The organism is Microbacterium sp. K35 (genome assembly GCF_004794375.1).
In the GTDB taxonomy this organism is placed as follows: Bacteria; Actinomycetota; Actinomycetes; order Actinomycetales; family Microbacteriaceae; genus Microbacterium; species Microbacterium sufflavum.
In genome coordinates, this window is sequence record NZ_SSDM01000281.1 from 1 (window position 1) to 18,008 (window position 18,008).

13 protein-coding genes are annotated in these 18,008 nt (G+C 71.5%); 6 read left to right on the forward strand and 7 right to left on the reverse strand.

Annotation, left to right across the window (positions count from 1 at the left end; all coding sequences use genetic code 11):
- The coding region (locus DW299_RS10750; protein WP_168443119.1) for an HAD-IC family P-type ATPase at positions 1-1,058 on the reverse strand (1,058 nt) is incomplete at its 3' end.
- Between the two features lie 144 nt (positions 1,059-1,202).
- Between DW299_RS10750 and DW299_RS19515 the strand changes: the two genes are divergently transcribed.
- On the forward strand, positions 1,203-2,408 hold the full coding sequence (locus DW299_RS19515) for an endo-beta-N-acetylglucosaminidase H (RefSeq protein WP_240745378.1): 1,206 nt from the start codon (positions 1,203-1,205) through the stop codon (positions 2,406-2,408).
- Here DW299_RS19515 and DW299_RS10760 read toward each other — a convergent pair.
- The 4 genes from DW299_RS10760 to DW299_RS10775 are packed head-to-tail and all read right to left on the reverse strand — an operon-like array spanning position 2,392 to position 8,760.
- Positions 2,392-5,625 carry a GH92 family glycosyl hydrolase gene (locus DW299_RS10760; RefSeq protein ID WP_136036572.1) on the reverse strand — a complete coding sequence of 1,078 codons (3,234 nt, stop codon included), beginning with the start codon at positions 5,623-5,625 and terminating at the stop codon, positions 2,392-2,394. The genes DW299_RS19515 and DW299_RS10760 overlap by 17 nt on opposite strands.
- A complete protein-coding gene (locus DW299_RS10765) occupies positions 5,622-6,551 on the reverse strand; it encodes a carbohydrate ABC transporter permease (RefSeq protein ID WP_136036573.1) in 930 nt (309 codons plus the stop codon). The genes DW299_RS10760 and DW299_RS10765 overlap by 4 nt, the downstream gene beginning before the upstream one ends.
- The gene (locus tag DW299_RS10770; RefSeq protein WP_136035139.1) at positions 6,548-7,435 is read right to left on the reverse strand and encodes a carbohydrate ABC transporter permease; all 888 of its coding nucleotides are present in this window, start codon (positions 7,433-7,435) and stop codon (positions 6,548-6,550) included. Before DW299_RS10770 ends, DW299_RS10765 begins: the two co-directional genes overlap by 4 nt.
- Before the next feature lie 41 nt (positions 7,436-7,476).
- Complete coding sequence (locus DW299_RS10775; RefSeq protein ID WP_168442904.1) at positions 7,477-8,760, reverse strand: ABC transporter substrate-binding protein; 1,284 nt, start codon at positions 8,758-8,760, stop codon at positions 7,477-7,479.
- 233 nt (positions 8,761-8,993) lie between these two features.
- On the opposite strand from DW299_RS10775, the gene DW299_RS10780 reads away from it, so the two are divergent.
- On the forward strand, positions 8,994-10,304 hold the full coding sequence (locus DW299_RS10780) for a glycoside hydrolase 5 family protein (protein ID WP_136036574.1): 1,311 nt from the start codon (positions 8,994-8,996) through the stop codon (positions 10,302-10,304).
- Between the two features lie 19 nt (positions 10,305-10,323).
- On the opposite strand, the gene DW299_RS10785 is transcribed toward DW299_RS10780, so the two are convergent.
- Positions 10,324-11,349, reverse strand: a complete 1,026-nt coding sequence (locus DW299_RS10785) for a LacI family DNA-binding transcriptional regulator (RefSeq protein ID WP_136035143.1) — start codon at positions 11,347-11,349, stop codon at positions 10,324-10,326.
- Positions 11,350-11,482: 133 nt separating this feature from the next.
- Between DW299_RS10785 and DW299_RS10790 the strand changes: the two genes are divergently transcribed.
- On the forward strand, positions 11,483-14,476 hold the full coding sequence (locus DW299_RS10790; protein WP_136036575.1) for an alpha-mannosidase: 2,994 nt from the start codon (positions 11,483-11,485) through the stop codon (positions 14,474-14,476).
- 55 nt (positions 14,477-14,531) lie between these two features.
- The gene (locus tag DW299_RS10795; RefSeq protein WP_168443120.1) at positions 14,532-14,942 is read left to right on the forward strand and encodes an MmcQ/YjbR family DNA-binding protein; all 411 of its coding nucleotides are present in this window, start codon (positions 14,532-14,534) and stop codon (positions 14,940-14,942) included.
- A 35-nt stretch (positions 14,943-14,977) separates the two neighbouring features.
- Here the strand turns inward: DW299_RS10795 and DW299_RS10800 are convergent, their stop codons facing one another.
- Positions 14,978-15,565, reverse strand: coding sequence for a hypothetical protein (locus DW299_RS10800; RefSeq protein WP_136036577.1), 588 nt, complete (start codon positions 15,563-15,565; stop codon positions 14,978-14,980).
- 125 nt (positions 15,566-15,690) lie between these two features.
- Here DW299_RS10800 and DW299_RS10805 point away from each other — a divergent pair, with 125 nt between their 5' ends.
- Both DW299_RS10805 and DW299_RS10810 read left to right on the forward strand, forming a co-directional pair.
- Positions 15,691-16,917, forward strand: a complete 1,227-nt coding sequence (locus tag DW299_RS10805) for a glycosyltransferase (protein WP_136035147.1) — start codon at positions 15,691-15,693, stop codon at positions 16,915-16,917.
- A 4-nt stretch (positions 16,918-16,921) separates the two neighbouring features.
- Positions 16,922-18,008, forward strand: a 1,087-nt coding sequence (locus DW299_RS10810) for a glycosyltransferase (protein WP_136036578.1), incomplete at its 3' end; no start/stop codon positions are given.

Genomic DNA, 18,008 nt, shown 5'->3' on the forward strand with positions numbered 1-18,008 from the left:
GACGAGTACTGCTCGGCCGAGGCGGCGAGCTGCAGCACCTCGTCCGCGTCGAAGCCGGGCGCCGGTCGCACGTCGACCAGCTCCGGGCGGCCCTGCGTGAGCGTGCCGGTCTTGTCGAACGCGGCCGACCGGACGCGCGCGATCTGCTCGACCACGGCCCCGCTCTTCATGATCACGCCCGACTTCGCGGCCCGGGACAGGCCGCCGAGGAACGCCACGGGTGCCGCGATCAGCAGCGGGCACGGGGTGGCGAGCACGAGCACCTCCGCGAAGCGCGTCGCATCGCCCGACAGCGCCCACGCGGTGCCGGCCAGGACGAGCGCGACGGCGGTGAAGGGGATCGCGAACCGGTCGGCGAGACGGACGATGGGCGCGTGCGAGGACTCGGCCTGATGCACGAGGGCGACGATCTGCTGGTACTGGCTGTCGGCTCCGGTGCGCAGGGCGCGGAGGCGGATCGCCCGGCTGCCGTTGATCGCGCCTGACAGCACCTCCTCGCCCGCGTGCCGCGAGACCGGCAGGCTCTCACCGGTGAGCGAGGACTCGTCGAACTCGCCCTCGGCCGTCAGCAGCGTGCCGTCGACCGGCACGATCTCGGCCGGACGCACCAGCAGCACATCACCGACCGCGACCTCGTCGACCGGCACGTCGTGCGCCTCGTCCGACTGCGCGTCGCCGGGGTCGTGCAGCACGTGGGCGATGCGCGGCGACCGGTCGAGCAGGGCCGACAGGTCGCGGCGGGCGCGGCGGCCGGCGAAGTCCTCCAGCGCCTCCCCGCCCGACAGCATCAGCACGATGATGAGCGCCGCGATGTACTCGCCGACGGCGAGCGTCGCGACCATCGCCACGACCGCGAGGATGTCGAGGCCGACGTGGCCGCGGAGCACGTCGCGCACCATCCCGATCAGGGTCCACACCACGACCGCGGCGACGTACACCGTCGCGATCCAGCGCCCGACCTGCTGCTGATCGACCGCGTGCAGCACGCCCACCAGGGCGAACGCCAGCACGGTGAGGGTGATGACCGGGTACCGCCACAGCAGGCTGAGCGAACGCATGCCCCCAGCATCCCGCGGAACGGCGGCGGAGGCCAAGGGCGGATCGTCCACTCTTTCACCCGCAGAACTTAAGCGATATAGTCGGCCGCGAGTCGCGCCGATGCGGCTCGCGTTCGACAACGATGCCGAAGGAGACGAACCCCCATGTATCCGTCCTCATCCAGAAGTCACCGCCATCGGCGCGCCTTCACGGCCGCCCTCTCCGCCGCTGCGGTGGCCCTCACCGCGGTCGCCGCGACGGGCCCGGCCGCTGCGGACGCCACCGTCGACGAGGCGAAGCTGGCGGTCTACGTCGAGGTCAACTCGAACGATTTAGCGAATGTCGCCGACTACACCCTGGCGGATTCGGGTCGCCCCGCCGTGGATCTCGCGATGATCTTCGCCGCGAACATCAACTACGACGGCCAGCAGGCGTACCTGCACCTGAACGAGCGGGTGACCGAGACCCTGCAGGATGCGGAGAACCAGATCCGGCCGCTGCAGGCGCAGGGCACGAAGGTGCTGCTCTCCGTGCTCGGCAACCACCAGGGGGCCGGGTTCGCGAACTTCACCTCGTTCGCCGCCGCCGACGCCTTCGCCGCGCAGCTCGCGGACGCGGTGACCACGTACGGCCTCGACGGCATCGACTTCGACGACGAGTGGACGGAGTACGGCGCCAACGGCACACCGCAGCCCAATACCCAGTCGTTCGGGTGGCTGGCGACCGCGCTGCGCGACCGGCTCGGCCCCGACAAGCTCATCACGCTCTACGCGATCGGCCCGTCGTACACCACCACCGACTTCACGCAGTTCGACGTCGACGGGGTGCTCGACCACGCCTGGAACCCGTACTACCCGACGTATGACGCCCCGACCGTGCCGGGCCTGGACGATCGCGCGCGGCTCGGCGCCGCGGCGATCGACCTGTCGAACACGAGCGCCGCCACCGCGGCAGACTTCGCGCAGCGCACGGTCGCCGACGGGTACGGCGTCTACGTCGCCTACAACCTCACGGCGACCGACCAGTCCGCCTACCTGTCCGGGATCACGCAGGCGTTGAAGGGAGAGGCCACGGTCTTCCAGGCGCCTCCGGCCGACACGACCGCGCCCACCGTGACGTTCAAGAGCGGCGCGCAGTTCACCAAGCAGAAGGACGACGGCTACAAGCGGGTGAGCTTCCGGATGCACGACGAAGGGCTCATCGACCGGATCGTGCTGAACGGCGTGCCGACCGACCTGGAGAACGGGGAGTCCCGCGACCTCGACGTGCTGAAGCCCGGCGTGCTCGGTGCCGTCCTCGGGGTCAACACGCTGCAGGTGGTCGACGTCGCCGGCAACAGCACCGAGGTGACGTTCACGCTGACGAAGTGACCGGCGCGAGGGCGAACAGCTCGAGCTGACGGATCGTGACCTCGGCATCCGCGCACAGGCGGATCGCCGGGGTCACGGTCCGTGCGGCCAGGGTGAACGGGGTCGTGCGATCCGGCCGCAGCGCCTCGGCATGGGTCGCGGCCACCCGCTCCCACCGGCCGTCCGCCCGCTCGACCTCCCAGTGCCACCCGGACGCGGGCGTCGCGGTGACCGCGGTCACGCTCACGTCGGTGATGTCGCGCGCCGCGGGGAAGCGCCACCCCACCCACTCGCCCGGCCGCAGGCTCACGCCGTCGGTCCCCGCGGGGTCGCCGTCGTCGAACAGTCGCGCCGCGTGGTCGAGGCCCCGGGAGGCGATCGACTCGCCCGCCTCCGAGGTCAGGTCCGGGTGCCACGGCTCGACGGCGACGTCGGGCCCCGGGGCCTCCAGCGCCTCCGCGGGGTCGAGCGTGAAGGTCAGGTCGAGCACCGCATCGCCGGTCAGTCGTTCCACGGGCAGGTCGGCCGTGGGGAGGGGGTCGCCGTCGAGCAGCGCCGACCGGAGCACGTGGGCGCCCGGCTCGCTCCGCTGCACGCGGATCCGCAGCGTCGACCCGTCACCGCGATCGACGCGGACGTCGTCGAACAGCGGGGAGCCGATGCGCAGCCGCCCGGAGGCGAGCTCGAGCGGATACAGGCCCAGCGCCGCCCACAGCCACCAGGCGCTCATCTCGCCGTTGTCCTCGTCGCCGGGGAAGCCCTGCCCGATGTGCGCGCCGGCGAACAGACGCCCCGCGAGGTCGTGCACGATCGCAGCGCCCGCCCACGGGCGGTCGGTGAACGCATACAGGAAGGGGATGTGGTGGGCGGGCTGGTTCGAGATCGCGCACATGCCGGAGCGCAGCGCGCGGGCCTCCCGCTGCTCGTGGATGACCGTGCCGTAGGCGCCGCCGAAGCGTTCGTCGGCGGTCTCCGGCTCGGCGAACAGCGCGTCGAGGTGGCGGCCGAGCCCGGCCGGGCCGCCGTACAGCGTCGCGAGCGCGGGGCCGTCGTGCACCGCGCCGACCGACATCCCCCACGCGTTGGTCTCCACGTTGTCGCCACCCCACACCCGGGGGTCGAAGCCGGGCGCGAACGCCCCGTGCGCGTCGCGGCCGCGGAAGAATCCCGAGTCGGGATCGAACAGGGTGCGGTACGACCGGGCGCGGTTGGTGAGGTAGCGGGCGAACGCGCGGTAGCGGGCGGCGTCCGTGGCGGTGGCGGCGTCATCGGCGAGCTGCCGCGCGAACCGCCCGAGGGCCGCGTCGCTCACGGCGTTCTCGATGCTCCAGCTCATGCCCTCCGGCACGTCGGAGGAGATGTACCCGGTGAAGCGCCCGCGACCGATGCCCTTGCGGCCGCGACGGGCGTCCGGCCCCGGCTCGCACGCGTGGCGCCAGCCGCTCTCGAACGTGGCCTCCCGGTCGAACGTCACACCCCAGCGCGCGGCGTCGGCGAAGATCTGGTCGCTCGACGTGCCCACCATGCTGTCGACGTACCCCGGGGCGCTCCACCGCGCCATCCACCCGCCCCGCCGGAACTGGGCGAGCTGGCCGTCCAGCAGCTGCCCGGTCAGGGCGGGGTCGAGCAGCGCCAGCGCGGGCCACTCCGTGCGGTAGGTGTCCCAGTAGCCGTTGTTCACCACGAGCTCGCCCTCGGCCACGGGCGCACTGGTCTCGGTCTCCCCGAACGGCGCGCGCGGCGCGAACACGTCGGCGAAGCGGTGGTCGGGCGCGGTGGTGGTGCCCGCGTTCTCGCTCGCCGTGTTCGGGTACAGGTGCATGCGGTGCAGGGCCGCCGCGATCCGGGCGCGATGCTCCTCGTCGGCGAGACCGCGGTACGGCCGCTGCCGCGGGTCGAGCGGAGGGAGAGTCACACGGCCGAGCAGGCGGTCCCACGCGGCGGCTGCGGCGGCGCGCAGCTCCTCGAAGGATCGGGACGGCGGAGCCTCCTGGGCGAGGCTGCGCCGGGCCTGCGCGATCGACAGGAACGACACCGCGATGCGGACCTCCAGGCTGCCGCGCCCGTCGAGGTGCCCGGCGACGCGCCCGCGCCCGTCGTCGTCGAGCCGGCCGCGCGCCTCGGTCGCGCCGACCGTCGCCCCGGCGAAGTAGCAGCGGGGCGCGTTGCCCCAGTCCTCCGCGCCCTCCGGGATCCAGCCCTCGAACTCGCCGTCGTCCGTCCAGGTCAGGCGGCCGTCGTCGGTGAGCTGATCGATCACGAAGCCGACGATGGCCGTGGGGTCGTCGGCGCTCACCCGGAACGCCGCCGCGTGCGAGGTCGCGGTCATCGCCACGTGCAGTCCGTCGCCGAGGTCGGCGGCGTACTCGTGGGGGCGCGCCCGTTCGCTGCCCGGCACGATCCACCGTCGCCGTGCCGCGCGCTCCGAGCGGGCGCGGCCGAGGAACGGCATGAGCTGCAGCACCGAGCGATCACCGATCCACGGGCTCGGCTGGTGCGAGAACTGCAGGGCCTCCAGGCGGCGGCCCCGCGGATCGTCGTGCACGAACGGGCGGTACGGCCAGCGGGCGTCCGCGGCGTCGGTCGCCGGCGTGACGAACGTGAAGCCGTGCGGCACCGCCACCGCCGGGATCGTGTTGCCGCGCGAGAACCGCGGTCCGGAGTGCGTGCCGCGGCGGGTGTCGACGCGCTCGACCGGCGGCAGGTCGGGGTCCGCCGGTCGGCGTTCCTCCACACGGACCTGCACGAATCCGGTCGCGCGGGCGGGCAGACCCTCCGCGCCCGTGAGCGACGGCGCGCCCAGCACCAGCTCGACCGTGGCCCGCACCGCGCCTCCGGTCGACAGAGGGGCGAGCGCGACCGTATCGGCGTTCCACTGCTCCGGGAGGCTCCAGCGGGCGGCGAACTGCGCCTCGGGCGTGAGCGGCACGTCGTAGCGGTCGCGGACGGCGGTGTGGTCGCTCAGCCGGGTCCCGTCCGCAGTACGCACGTCCACCGTCACCGCGAGCGCCGCGTGCGGAGCCAGGGTCGCGTCCGCCCCGTCGGCGTAGAACGCCCAGTGCAGCACGGTCTCGGGAGTGACGGTGAGGTCGGAGAGGCCCGGCACGTCCAGCCGCTGCGGCCCCAGGGCGGGATCGAAAGCGAACGCGAACACGTCGCCGGGGAGCACCCCGGCGTGCGGGCGCGACGACGGGGGATCGGCCGGACCGGCGGCCGGGGTCAGCGGCGCCGCGGTCACCCCTTCAGCGCACCCTCCTGCACGCCCTTGAAGAAGAACCGCTGCGTGAAGGAGAACATGATGATGATCGGCACGAGGGCGATCATGGTGCCCGCGGCGATCAGGCGCGGGTCGACCGAGAAGCTGCTGTTCAGGTACGCCATGCCGACCGTGAGCGTGTACTTCGCGGGGTCGGAGAGCACGATCAGCGGCCACAGGTAGTCGTCCCACGCGCCGATGAACGCGAAGATCGCGACGACCGACACCATGCCGCGGATGTTGGGCCACACGATGTGCCGGATGCGCTGCCACGTGGTCGCGCCGTCGACGGTCGCCGCGTCGAGCACGTCCTTCGGGATCATGCGGCACGCGGTGGCCACGAGCAGCACGTTCATGGCGCTGATCGCTCCGGGCAGGAACACGCCCCACAGCGTGTCCGCGAGCCCGAGGGCGCGGATGGTGAGGAAGTTGCTGGTCACGGTCACCTCGCCGGGGAACAGCAGGGTGGAGAGCAGGATGCCCATCACGATCCACTTGCCGCGGAACCGCATGCAGCCCAGCGCGTAGCCCGCGAAGGTCGCCAGGATCACGTTGCTCAGCACCGTGCCGAGCGAGACGAGCAGGGAGTGCCACGCGTACAGGTACACCGGCACGATGTCGGCGACGCGCGTGTAGTTCTGCAGGGTGGGGTCGCGCGGGATCAGCTCCGGCGGGAACGAGTAGATGTTCTCCTGCGGACCCTTGAACGACGTGGACAGCTGCCACACGAACGGCCCGATCACCAGGAAGAGCACCAGGAGGAGCAGCGCGTAGCGGCCGATCAGCCCGCCGAGGGTCGGCTTGCTGAAGTCGCCGGAGCCGCGGTGCCGGAAGATGCGCTCGCGCGCGGGGCGGACCGGGGCGTCGTCGGCGCGGTCGTCGGCGCGCGGCGGGGTGAGCGTGGTCATGCGGAGACCTTCGCCTTCTTCTCGCGGTTCATGAACGCGATCGCGGCCAGGGGCACGAGCGTCAGGAGGAACAGGGCCACGCTGATCGCGGAGGCGTAGCCGATGTTGCCGTTGAGTCCGGAGCCCACCTGGCGGATCAGCATCACGAGCGACATGTCGTAGCCGCCGGGGCCGCCGGTGCTCTTGGACAGCACGTCGAGCTCGGCGAACACGCGCATGGCCGACACCGCGATCAGCACCGAGATGAGGAGCATGGCGCCGCGCACGGACGGGATCGTCACCGAGAGGAAGCGACGGAACGAGCCGGCACCGTCGAGCATCGCGGCCTCGTGGAGCTCCTTGCCCACGTTCCCCAGCGCCGCGAGGTACACGACCATGTAGTAGCCCAGGCCCTTCCAGACCGTGAGCAGGATGGCGCAGCCCAGCAGCAGCCAGCGGTCGACGAGGAACGCCATCGGCTTGTCGATCAGACCGAGGAACTCCAGGGTCTGGTTGATGATGCCGCGACTGTCGAACAGCCAGGTCCAGATGAGGGCGACCACCACGACCGAGGCGATCACGGGGAAGTAGAAGGTGGTGCGGAAGAACGAGATGCCCGGCAGCTTCTTCTGCACCAGCAGGGCGAGCAGCAGCGGCAGGATCGTGAGCAGCGGCACGCACACGACCACATAGATGAGGCACGTCGTCAGCGCGTTCCAGAACATCTCGTCGCCGAACATGCGCTCGTAGTTCGCGCCGCCCACGAACTCGGGGGTGCGCAGCGGGCGGGCATTCGTGAAGCTGAGGACGACGGTGTTGAGGAACGGCCACAGCGCGAACACCAGCACCCAGATCACGGCGGGGGCGAGGAGCAGCCACGGGGTGAACCACCGGTGGGACCTCATCGTCGTCCTTCGCTGCCGGGTGCCGGTGCTCGCGCTCATGGTCACTGGTCCACGCGGTTCGCGTTGGCGTACTCGACGATCTTGTCGAGCTGGGCCTTCGGGTCGGCCTCGCCGTTGACCGCGAGCGCGATCTGCTGCGTCATGTAGGTCGCCATGTCCGACGTCCACTGGAACGGCAGGGCCTTGGCGTCCTTCATCGCGCCGAACACCGTGTCGATCGCGGCGAGCTGCTTCTCGTCGGTGACGGAGGAGGCGATGTTCTCGACGACCTGGTCGCCGCCCTCGGCCGTTCCGGGCGCGGTCCCGACCGCGAGCGACGAGAACGCCACCTGGTTCTCCTGGTTCGTCGCGAACTCGGCGAACGCGAGCGCGGCTTCCTTGTTGTCGGAGTCGGCGGAGACGTTCAGGCCCTGCACGTAGAGCGGCGCGATGCCGAGGCGCGGGGTGGCGACGGTGTTCGCCAGCAGCGACGGGGCGTCCTTCTGCAGATCGGTCGTGAAGCCGGTGCCGCCGGTCGTGAAGGCGACCTTCTCCTGGATGTAGGCCTCGGCGTTGCCGCCGTAGTCGCCGGTGAGGGCCTCGGCGGGCATGGCGCCCGCGGCGTACGCGTCGGCGTACTTCTGGATGATCGCGGCGGCCTCGTCGGTGTTGAAGTCGAACTCGCCCTTGTCGTTGATGACCTCCATGCCCGCGGCCGTGAACGTGTCGAGCGCGGGGATCGAGGAAAGCAGCTGCACCTTGCCGCCCGACTCGGTGGCCACGTCGGTGGCGAGCGTGAGCAGCTCGTCGACCGTGGTCGGCAGGTTCTGCTCCGTGACGCCGTAGGGGGCGAGCTGGGCCAGGTTCCACCACGACGCATCGCTCGACAGGTACCACGGCAGACCGTAGGTGCCGTCGACGCCCGGGTACTGGCTGTAGGCCTCCCACGCGCCCGTGTTGTACGCCGACTTCAGGTCGGGGTCGGCCGTGTCGAGGTCGACCAGCTTGCCCGCGGCGACCAGCGGGTAGGCGATGTCGGGCGGCAGGTTGAGCACGTCGGGGAGGGTGTCGGCGTTGGCCTGGCTGAGGATCTTCTCCTGGTAGCCGTCGCCGGGCTGGTCGAGCCACTCGACCTTCACGTCGGGGTGCTCCTTCTCGAACGCGTCGATCAGGTCTTCGAAGTACGGCGTGAACTTCTCGTTCTTGAGCGACCAGGTCTGGAACTGGATCGTGCCGCTCAGGTCGCCGGAGGTGTCGATCGGCCCGGCGTCTCCGGCGCCGGCGCCACCGCCGGTGCAGCCGGCGAGCGCGAGGGCGCCGATCGTGAAGGTTGCCAGTGCAGCCATGCGTGCGGGAACTCTCATCGTGCTTCTTCCTCGAGGCGGGCGATTCGGCGCGGGTCCGACAGGACGGGACTACAGCGCTTTAGCTGATGAAACCATCCGAATCCATCGGTGTCAAGAGAGGGCGCGCGGAGCGCAGGCGGCGAGCGGAATCTCGTGCCGCGGTCTCGCTGCTCAAGCGTTATAGTGGTGCGATCCGCCCTCGTCGGGGGGCTCTGTCCGAAAGGTGCGAACACATGACGCAGCGTGGCGCTCTCGACGCTCCCCTGAGGTTCGGGGCGAACTACACGCCGTCGAAGGACTGGATGCACTCCTGGCTCGACTTCACGCCCGACGACGTGCGCCGCGACTTCGCCGCCCTCGCCGAACTGGGCCTCGACCACGTGCGCGTGTTCCCGCTGTGGACCGTGCTGCAGCCGAACCGCACCCTCATCCGCCCGAAGGCTCTCGACGACGTGCGGGCGATGGTCGACATCGCCGCCGAGTTCGAGCTCGACGCGAGCGTCGACGTGATCCAGGGCCACCTGTCGAGCTTCGACTTCGTGCCCGCCTGGCTGTACACCTGGCACGACCGCAACATGTTCACCGATCCGAGGGCGCTCGACGGGCAGGTCGCCCTGGTGCAGCGGCTCGCGGAGGCGCTGCGCGATGCCCCGAACTTCCTCGGCCTCACGCTCGGCAACGAGGTCAACCAGTTCTCGGCGCACACGCACCCCGCGCCGTGGCCGGTCACGGTCGACGAGGCCGGGGCGTGGATCGAGACCATGCTCGCGGCCGCGGGGGAGGCCGCTCCCGGACTTCCTCACGTGCACAGCGAGTACGACGCGGTCTGGTACATGGACGAGCACGGGTTCACCCCGGCGCACGCCTCGCGCCTGGGCGCCATGACCACGATCCACTCGTGGATCTTCAACGGCACGGCGCAGCGCTACGGCGGTCGCTCCGTCGCCGCCGACCGGCACGCCGAGTATCTGATCGAGCTGTCGCGGGCGTTCGCGACCGACCCGCAGCGCCCGGTGTGGCTGCAGGAGGTGGGGGCGCCGTCGAACTGTCTGGAGGCCGACGAGATGCCCGGGTTCCTGGAGGCGACGCTGCGCTCCTCGGCGCGGACCGAGAACCTCTGGGGCGTCACGTGGTGGTGCTCCCACGACGTGAGCCGCGACCTGGGCGACTTCCCCGACCTGGAGTATTCGCTCGGCCTGGTCGACCAGTCCGGCGCGGCCAAGCCGATCGGCCGGCGGTTCGCGGAGCTGATCCCCGAGCTGCGCGCGCGCACGACTGCCCCGGCGCGGTCGACCGGGATCGTGGTCGAGGTGGACGAGCGCGACGTGCCGGTGAGCCGGGCCGCGCTGAGCCCGGGAGGGGCGGTGTTCCAGGCGTGGGTCGATGCGTGCACAGCCGGACTCGACCCGGCCCTGGTCACCTCGGCCGACGCGGCAGACCCCGCGGTGCTGGAGGCTCGGGGCATCCGGGAGCTGATCCGCCCCGACCTCGCGGGCGACGCGGTCGGCCGCTACGGCTCGGTCAACACCGTCGTCGACGCCTGACACCATCCGTCGGCGCGCGTCAGGACGCGGGCGGCGCCGTGCTCTCGCGCGCCGTGAGGGTGGGGGTGGGACCGGCGACGCTGGGCAGGGTCGCGCCCGCCTCGATCTGCTGCAGCAGGAGCGTGGCCGCCTGCTCGCCGAGCTCGAACGTGTCGCGCGTCATGGCGGTGATGGACGGGTTGATGAGCCCGGCGATCACCGAGTCGTCGAAGGAGGCGAGGGAGACGTCGCGCGGCACGGTGCGCCCCATCTCCTGGGCGACGCGGAGTCCGGCGACCGCCATCACGTCGTTGTCGTAGACGATCGCGGTCGGGCGCTGCTTGCCGGAGAGCAGAGTGCGCGTGACCGCCGAGGCGCGTGCGGGGGAGAAGTCGGTCGCGATGACCTCGCCCGCGATGCCGTCCGCCGCGAGGCGCTCCAGCACCTCGGCGCGCAGGCGCGTGTGCTCGAGCTCGGCGGGTCCGGCGACGTAGGCGATGCGGGTGTGCCCGAGGGCCGCGAGGTAGGAGAACAGCGTCTCGGCCACCTCCTCGTCGCCGATCCAGACGCTCGGCACGTCGCCCTCCGCGGACGGCTCGGACCCGATCATCACGGCGCGGGCGTCCAGCGACGCGATGTTCGCCGCGCGCGGGTCGTCGTCGCGCGGATCGATGTAGATGATGCCGTCGACCTGATTCGACGACCGCCACTGGCGGTGCACCTCCATCTCCTCGTCGATGTCGGCGACCAGGCGCAGCTGCAGGCTGACCTTGCTCTCCGACAGCCGCGACTCGATGCCGGCGATCAGATCGGTGAAGAAGGCCTCGGAGCCCAGCGAGCGGGCGGGGCGGGCGAGTGCGAAGCCGACCGCGTTGGCACGGGCACCGACCAGGGCGCGTGCCGCGGAACTGGGCTGCCAGTGGTGCTCCTCGATGATCGCGAGGATGCGCTGCCTGGTCTCCTCGCTCACGCCGGGGCGACCGTTCAGGGCGAAGGAGACGGCACCGGGGGAGACGCCGGCCAGTCGCGCGATGTCCGCGATCGTGACGCGTTTCCCCGAGGCCATAGGCATCACCCTACTTGATCGGTTTAGCCTCGCGGGAGCGTCGTGGGTGTGCCGTAGACTCGAAGCGCTAGATCGTTTTAGTAAATCGGATAGCATCAGAACGCCCCCTCACCGTCGAGCCCGGAGAACAGCCATGCATGACGACACCTCGCTCACCGTCGGCCGCGTCAAGCGCGTGCTGGAAGAGCGCATCCGTCCCGCGATCCACTCGGCCTCCGTGCCGCTGACCGTCGAGCTGCACGAACTGCCCGGGGAGCCGATCCCGCCGGCCGAGGGGCTGGCGCTCGACTTCGCGCCGGGCGCGGTCGGGTCGCTGTGGGGCCCGGCCTGGGGCACCACGTGGTTCAAGCTCACGGGGCGCGTGCCGGCCGACTGGAAGGGGCGCCGGGTCGAGGCGCTGATCGACCTCGGCTTCGACGTGAACATGACCGGCTTCCAGTGCGAGGCCCTCGCGTACCGCCCCGACGGCACCCCGATCAAGAGCATCAACCCGCGCAACCAGTGGGTGCCGATCGCCGAGAACGCCCACGGCGACGAGCCCGTCGAGCTGTACCTCGAGGGAGCGTCGAACCCGGTGCTGCTCGACTACCACCCCTTCCTTCCGACGCAGGAGGGCGACATCCTCACCTCGTCGAAGGAGCCGCTGTACCGCCTGCGCCGCATGGACCTCGCGGTGTTCGAGCCCGAGGTGTTCGACCTGTCCCTCGACATCGAGGTGCTGTTCGAGCTGCAGGCCGAGCTGCCGGCGACCTCGCCGCGGCGCATGCGCATCCTCCAGGCGCTCGACGACGCCCTCGACGTGCTCGACCTCCAGCGCCTCGTCGAGACGGCCGCCGACGCCCGCGCCCGACTCGCCGACGTGCTCGCGGCCCCGGCCGAGGCGAGCGCGCACCGCATCTCGGCGGTCGGCCACGCGCACATCGACTCCGCATGGCTGTGGCCCGTGCGCGAGACCATCCGCAAGGTCGCCCGCACCACCTCGTCCATGACCACGCTCATCGACGAGCAGCCCGAGTTCCAGTACGGCATGTCCAGCGCGCAGCAGTACGCCTGGATCAAGGAGCACCGCCCCGAGGTGTGGGAGCGGGTCAGAGCCGCGGTCGCCGCGGGGCGCTTCCTGCCCCTGGGCGGCATGTGGGTCGAGTCCGACACCGTCATGCCCACCGGCGAGTCGCTCGTGCGGCAGTTCTCGCACGGCCAGCGCTTCTTCGAGCGCGAGTTCGGCATCCGGTCGAAGGGCGTGTGGCTGCCCGACAGCTTCGGCTACTCGCCCGCGCTGCCGCAGCTCATGCGCCGCGCCGGGTTCGAGTGGTTCTTCACGCAGAAGATCTCGTGGAACCAGCAGAACGTCTTCCCGCACCACTCGTTCCTGTGGGAGGGCATCGACGGCTCGCAGGTGTTCACGCACTTCCCGTCGATGGACACCTACAACTCGCAGCTCAGCGGCATGGAGGTCGCCAAGGCCGCGCGGCAGTTCAAGGAGAACCGTGTCACGTCGCGGTCGATCGCCCCGGTCGGCTGGGGTGACGGCGGTGGCGGCACGACCCGGGAGATGACGGGCAAGGCCGCGCGCCTGCGCGACCTCGAGGGCAGCGCGCAGGTCGTCTGGGAGCACCCGGACGACTTCTTCGACGCCGCGAAGGCCGAGCTGCCGCACCCCGCCGTGTGGGTGGGCGAGCTGTACCTCGAGCTGCACCGCGGCACTCTCACCAGCCAGCACGCCACGAAGGCGCTGCACCGCTGGGCCGAGCACGCGCTGGTCGAGGCGGAGCTGTGGGCCGCGACCGACGCCGTGCGCACGGGGGCCGCGTATCCGCAGGCGGAGCTCGACCGGCTCTGGCAGGCCGTGCTGCTGCACGAGTTCCACGACATCCTCCCCGGCACCTCGATCGCGTGGGTGCACCGTGAGGCCGTCGCCGTGCTCTCCGACGTGCTGTCCGATGCGCAGGACATCGCGGATCGGGCCCGGCGGTCGCTCGCGGGCGACGGGGACCGCGCGCTGCGGTTCGAGCCGACCTCGGTCGCGGGCGGACGGGCGCTGGGCGCGGCGTTCGTCGGGGAGCCGACCGCGAGCCCGGTGACGCTCACCGAAGCGGACGGCGGCTGGCGCCTGGAGAACGAGCTCGTGTCGGTCGTGGTGTCGGCGGAGGGCCTCATCGTGTCGGCGGTCGACAGGGCGTCCGGCCGCGAGACGGTTGCGCCGGGCAGGGCCGCGAACCTGTTCCAGCTGCACCAGGACTTCCCCAACATGTGGGACGCGTGGGACATCGACCGCTACTACCGCAACAGCGTCGAGGACCTCACCGCGGTGTCGGCGATCGAGGCCTCGGTGGTGGACGGTGTCGCGACGATCGTGGTCGAGCGGCGGTTCTCGGAGTCGACGATCACGCAGACGATCCTCCTCGCTCCCGACTCGCGCACCGTGGTACTGCGCAACGAGGTCGACTGGCACGAGACCGAGAAGCTGCTCAAGCTCGCCTTCCCGCTCGACATCCAGGCGTCGCACACCGAGGCCGAGACCCAATTCGGCTACCAGGCCCGCGTCACCCACACGAACACGAGCTGGGAGGCCGCGAAGTTCGAGACCTCGATGCACCGCTTCGTGCTGGTGCGCGAGCAGGACTTCGGCGCCGCGCTCGTCAACGACTCGATCTACGGCTACGACACCTCGCGCGAGGTCGGTGACGACGGGGTGACCACGACCGTGCGGCTCTCGCTGCTGCGCGCGCCGCGGTTCCCCGACCCCGACACCGACCACGGGCACCACGCCATCGAGGTCGGCTTCGTGATCGGCGCGGACGCCGCGATCGCCACGGCCGAGGGAATCCGGTTCAACGCGCTGCCCACCGTCGTGCGCGGTGCCCGCGAGGTCGAGCCCCTGGTGAGCGTGTCCGGCGAGGGCATCGTGGTGTCGGCGGTCAAGCTCGCCGACGACGGCTCTGGCGACGTGATCGTGCGCGTGTACGAAGCTCTCGGGCGCCGGACCACGGGCGAGCTGGCGGTCGGCTTCGAGCATCGCGAGGTGCGCGAGGTGAGCCTGATCGAGGACGACCTCGACGACGCGCGGACGGGTGGAGCGCTGCACCTGCGTCCGTTCGAGGTGCGCACCCTCCGCATCGCGCGCTGACCCCCGCGCGGGCCCGGGCGTTGTGCGCGGGCGGGGCGTGCGGGAGCATGACGGGATGGCGACGATCGACGACGTGCGGCGGATCGCGCTCGCGCTGCCCGGGGTCACCGAGGCCGTCAACGGTCACACGGGTCTGCCCGGGTGGCGCGTGACGCAGGGGCAGTTCGCGGGGCTGCGCGGCCCGACCGGCGCCGATCTGCGCCAGCTGGCCGAGCTCGGTCGGCAGTGGCCCGACGGCGAGGTGCTGTCGGTGCGCGTGGCGGATCAGGGCGAGAAGGAGGCGCTGCTGGCCGCGGAGCCGGAGGCGCTGTTCTCGATCCCGCACTTCGACGGCTACCCGGCGCTGCTCGTACGCCTGGACGTGGTGGACGCGGACCGGCTGGCGGAGCTCGTCACCGACGCCTGGCTCGTGCGTGTTCCGGCCACTGTCGCGAAGGACTGGCTCGCCGCGCACGGCCTCGCGTGAGTCCTCCCCGCACCCGGCGGTGGACGTCGAGGGCGTCAGGCCGGAGGCAGCCGCAGCACGTCGGGCGACTCGCCGCCGGTGAGGTCGTCGGCGATGCGGATGCTCCGGGCGAGGTCGTCGAGCGCGGTGCCGAGCGTGCCGAAGCGCTCCCGGTCGGCGCACACCGCCGTCAGCGTGATCAGGTGCGTGCCGGTGTCCCACGTGTACGTCGTGAACGGGGGCGTCGCGGGCGAGGGCGGCATCGCGACCACCAGCTTCTCGGCGACCCCGAGCCGCGTCGGGAACGAGGTGGTGTCGTCGTACTCCATGGGCATCGATGCCCGGGCGATGCGCACATCGGGCGTCAGCACCTGGGCGGTCGCCATCGCCACCACCAGCTCGGGCTCGGCCTTCCACGTCCACACCAGCACGCGGCCGTCGGCCTTCTTCATGAGCATCGGGGCGGCCTGGCTCATGGCCCACGCGCCGAAGCGCGATCCAGGGCGCTCGGTCGCCCCCACCGCCGCGTTCACCTGTCCCAGCAGCATGCGGATCGCGGCCTTCCGGTGCCGGCGCCCCTTCCATCCGAGGGAGTCGGTGACGGGGATCCACAGCTGGGGGTCGGCGTCGGCAGTCAGTCGCATGCGCCAACGCTAACGGCTCCGGCTGGGCGGATGCCGGTATGCCTCGGCGGCCCGGCCAGGGCCCTCGGGTAGAGTTGCGTGCGCCCGACCAGGGCTTTCCCTTGGCCGCCCCATCGTAAGGCAGCATGTCTGTGACCCCCTCCGACGATCCGACCGAGGCGTCCCCCGACGCCGCCGAAGCCCCCCGCCCGCTGAAGATCCTGATCGGCTGCGACACCTTCGCGCCCGACATCAACGGTGCCGCCCGCTTCGCCGAGCGTCTCGCGGCCGGCCTCGTCCAGCGCGGACACGACGTGCACGTGGTCGCCCCCAACCAGGCGTACCGCCGCTCGGCGCCTCACACCGAGGTGATCGAGGGCGAGCCGATGACGCTGCACCGGCTGCCGTCCGTGCGCTGGGCCCCGCACGACTGGCTGCGTTTCGTGTGGCCGTGGCGCTCCAAGCACTACGCGCGGAAGGTGCTCGACCGCGTGCAGCCCGACGTCGTGCACATCCAGTCGCACATCGTGATCGGGCGCGGCCTCGCGCGCATCGCGAAGCAGCGCGGCATCCCGGTCATCGCGACCAACCACGTGATGGCCGAGAACATCCTCGATCACACGACCATGCCGAAGTTCATCGACGACCTGGTGCTGAAGTTCGCCTGGGCCGATGCGAAGCGCACGTTCGACCTCACCCGCGCCATCACGACCCCGACCCGCCGCGCCGCCGACTTCCTCGAGAAGACGGTCGAGGTGCAGGGCGTCATCCCGGTGAGCTGCGGCATCGACCGCTCGCAGTACACGCCGGTGATCGCGCCGCGTGAGGAGAACCGCCTGGTGTTCGTCGGGCGCCTCACGGCCGAGAAGCAGGTCGAGGTCATCCTCAAGGCGATGACGAAGCTCGACCCCGCGTTGAACACGACGTTCGACATCGTCGGCGGCGGAGATCAGCGCAAGCAGCTCGAGAGCCTCACCGCGCAGCTCGGTCTCGCCGACCGGGTCACGTTCCACGGCCGCACGACCGACGAGGAGCTGCGCGCCCTGCTGTCGCGCGCGAGCCTGTTCGTGATCGCGTCGATCGCCGAGCTGCAGTCGATCGCGACCATGGAGGCGATGGCGTCGGCGCTGCCGATCGTCGCCGCGGACGCGGTGGCCCTGCCGCACCTGGTGCACGACGGCGAGAACGGCCACCTGTTCGAGCCGGGCAACGTCGACGAGCTCGCCGCGCGACTGACCGATGTCCTCACCGCCTCGCCTGGCGAGTACGAGCGGATGCAGCACGCCTCGCTCGACGGCGTCGCGATCCACGACATCAACCGCACGCTCGACACCTTCGAGGCGCTGTACCGCGACGAGCCGCTGCCGGAGTAACCGCATGCACATCGTCTTCTTCGGCGATCAGCACCTGGACTCCCTCGGTGGCGCGCAGGTGTCGATGCGGCTGCAGCGGACCTTTCTGGAGAGGGCGGGGCACACCGTGACGGTGGTCGCGCCGCGCATGCACGCGCACCGCGTTCCCGAGGGCGACGTGCCGGCCGGTGCCTACGTCGACCTCCCGTCCGTCCCGATCACACTCGACCGCGAGTACGCGATGAGCTGGCCGGGCCGCGCCACCGACCGCGCCCTCGACCGCGCCATGACGCAGCGCCCTCCCGTCGACCTCGTGCACGTGCAGGCCGACTTCTGGGGGGCGTTCATCGGACACCGCTACGCCCAGCGGCACGGGCTCCCCGTGGTGCACACCATGCACAACCGCGTCGATGTGGGCCTCGCGGCGGTCACCCCGCTGCACCGTCCCGTGCTCGCGGTGCTCAACGCGTGGCGCCGCCGCGCGTTGCGGGGCATCGGGATCCGCGTGGGGGGCAGTGACGGCTGGTCGTACCTGCGCGGGCTCGCGGCCGGGGCCTCGGCGGTCACCGCGCCCTCCGGTCACTTCGCCCGGCGTCTGGAGCAGAACGGCGTTTTCCCGCACGTCGACGTGATCTGGAACGGCATCGACGACGACGTGCGGGCGAGCACCCTCGCCGCGGCGCCCGCCGAGCGCCGCCCGGGGCGTCCGCGCTTCGTGTGGCTCGGACGGATGAGCCCGGAGAAGCGCCTGCTGCCGTTCCTGGAGGCGTTCGTGGCCTCGGGCGTCGACGCCGACCTGGAGGTCATCGGGGGCGGCGCGCAGCGCTCGGCCGCGGAACGGATCGTCGCCGGTCGCGACGGCGTGATCTTCGCGGGGCGCCTCACCTACGCGCAGACGCTCGCGCGCATCGCCGACGCCGACGCGCTCGTCCAGACCTCCATCGGCTTCGAGACGCAGGGCATGACCCCGTTCGAGGCCGCGACGCTCGGCACGCCCTCGGTGGTGTGCGACCCCGACATCGCGGCCGAGCTCGAGGGCGGGCTGTGGGCCGTACCGGAGGCGGACCCCACCGCGTCGGAGCGCGAGCGCGAGGCGCAGAGCCTCGCCGACG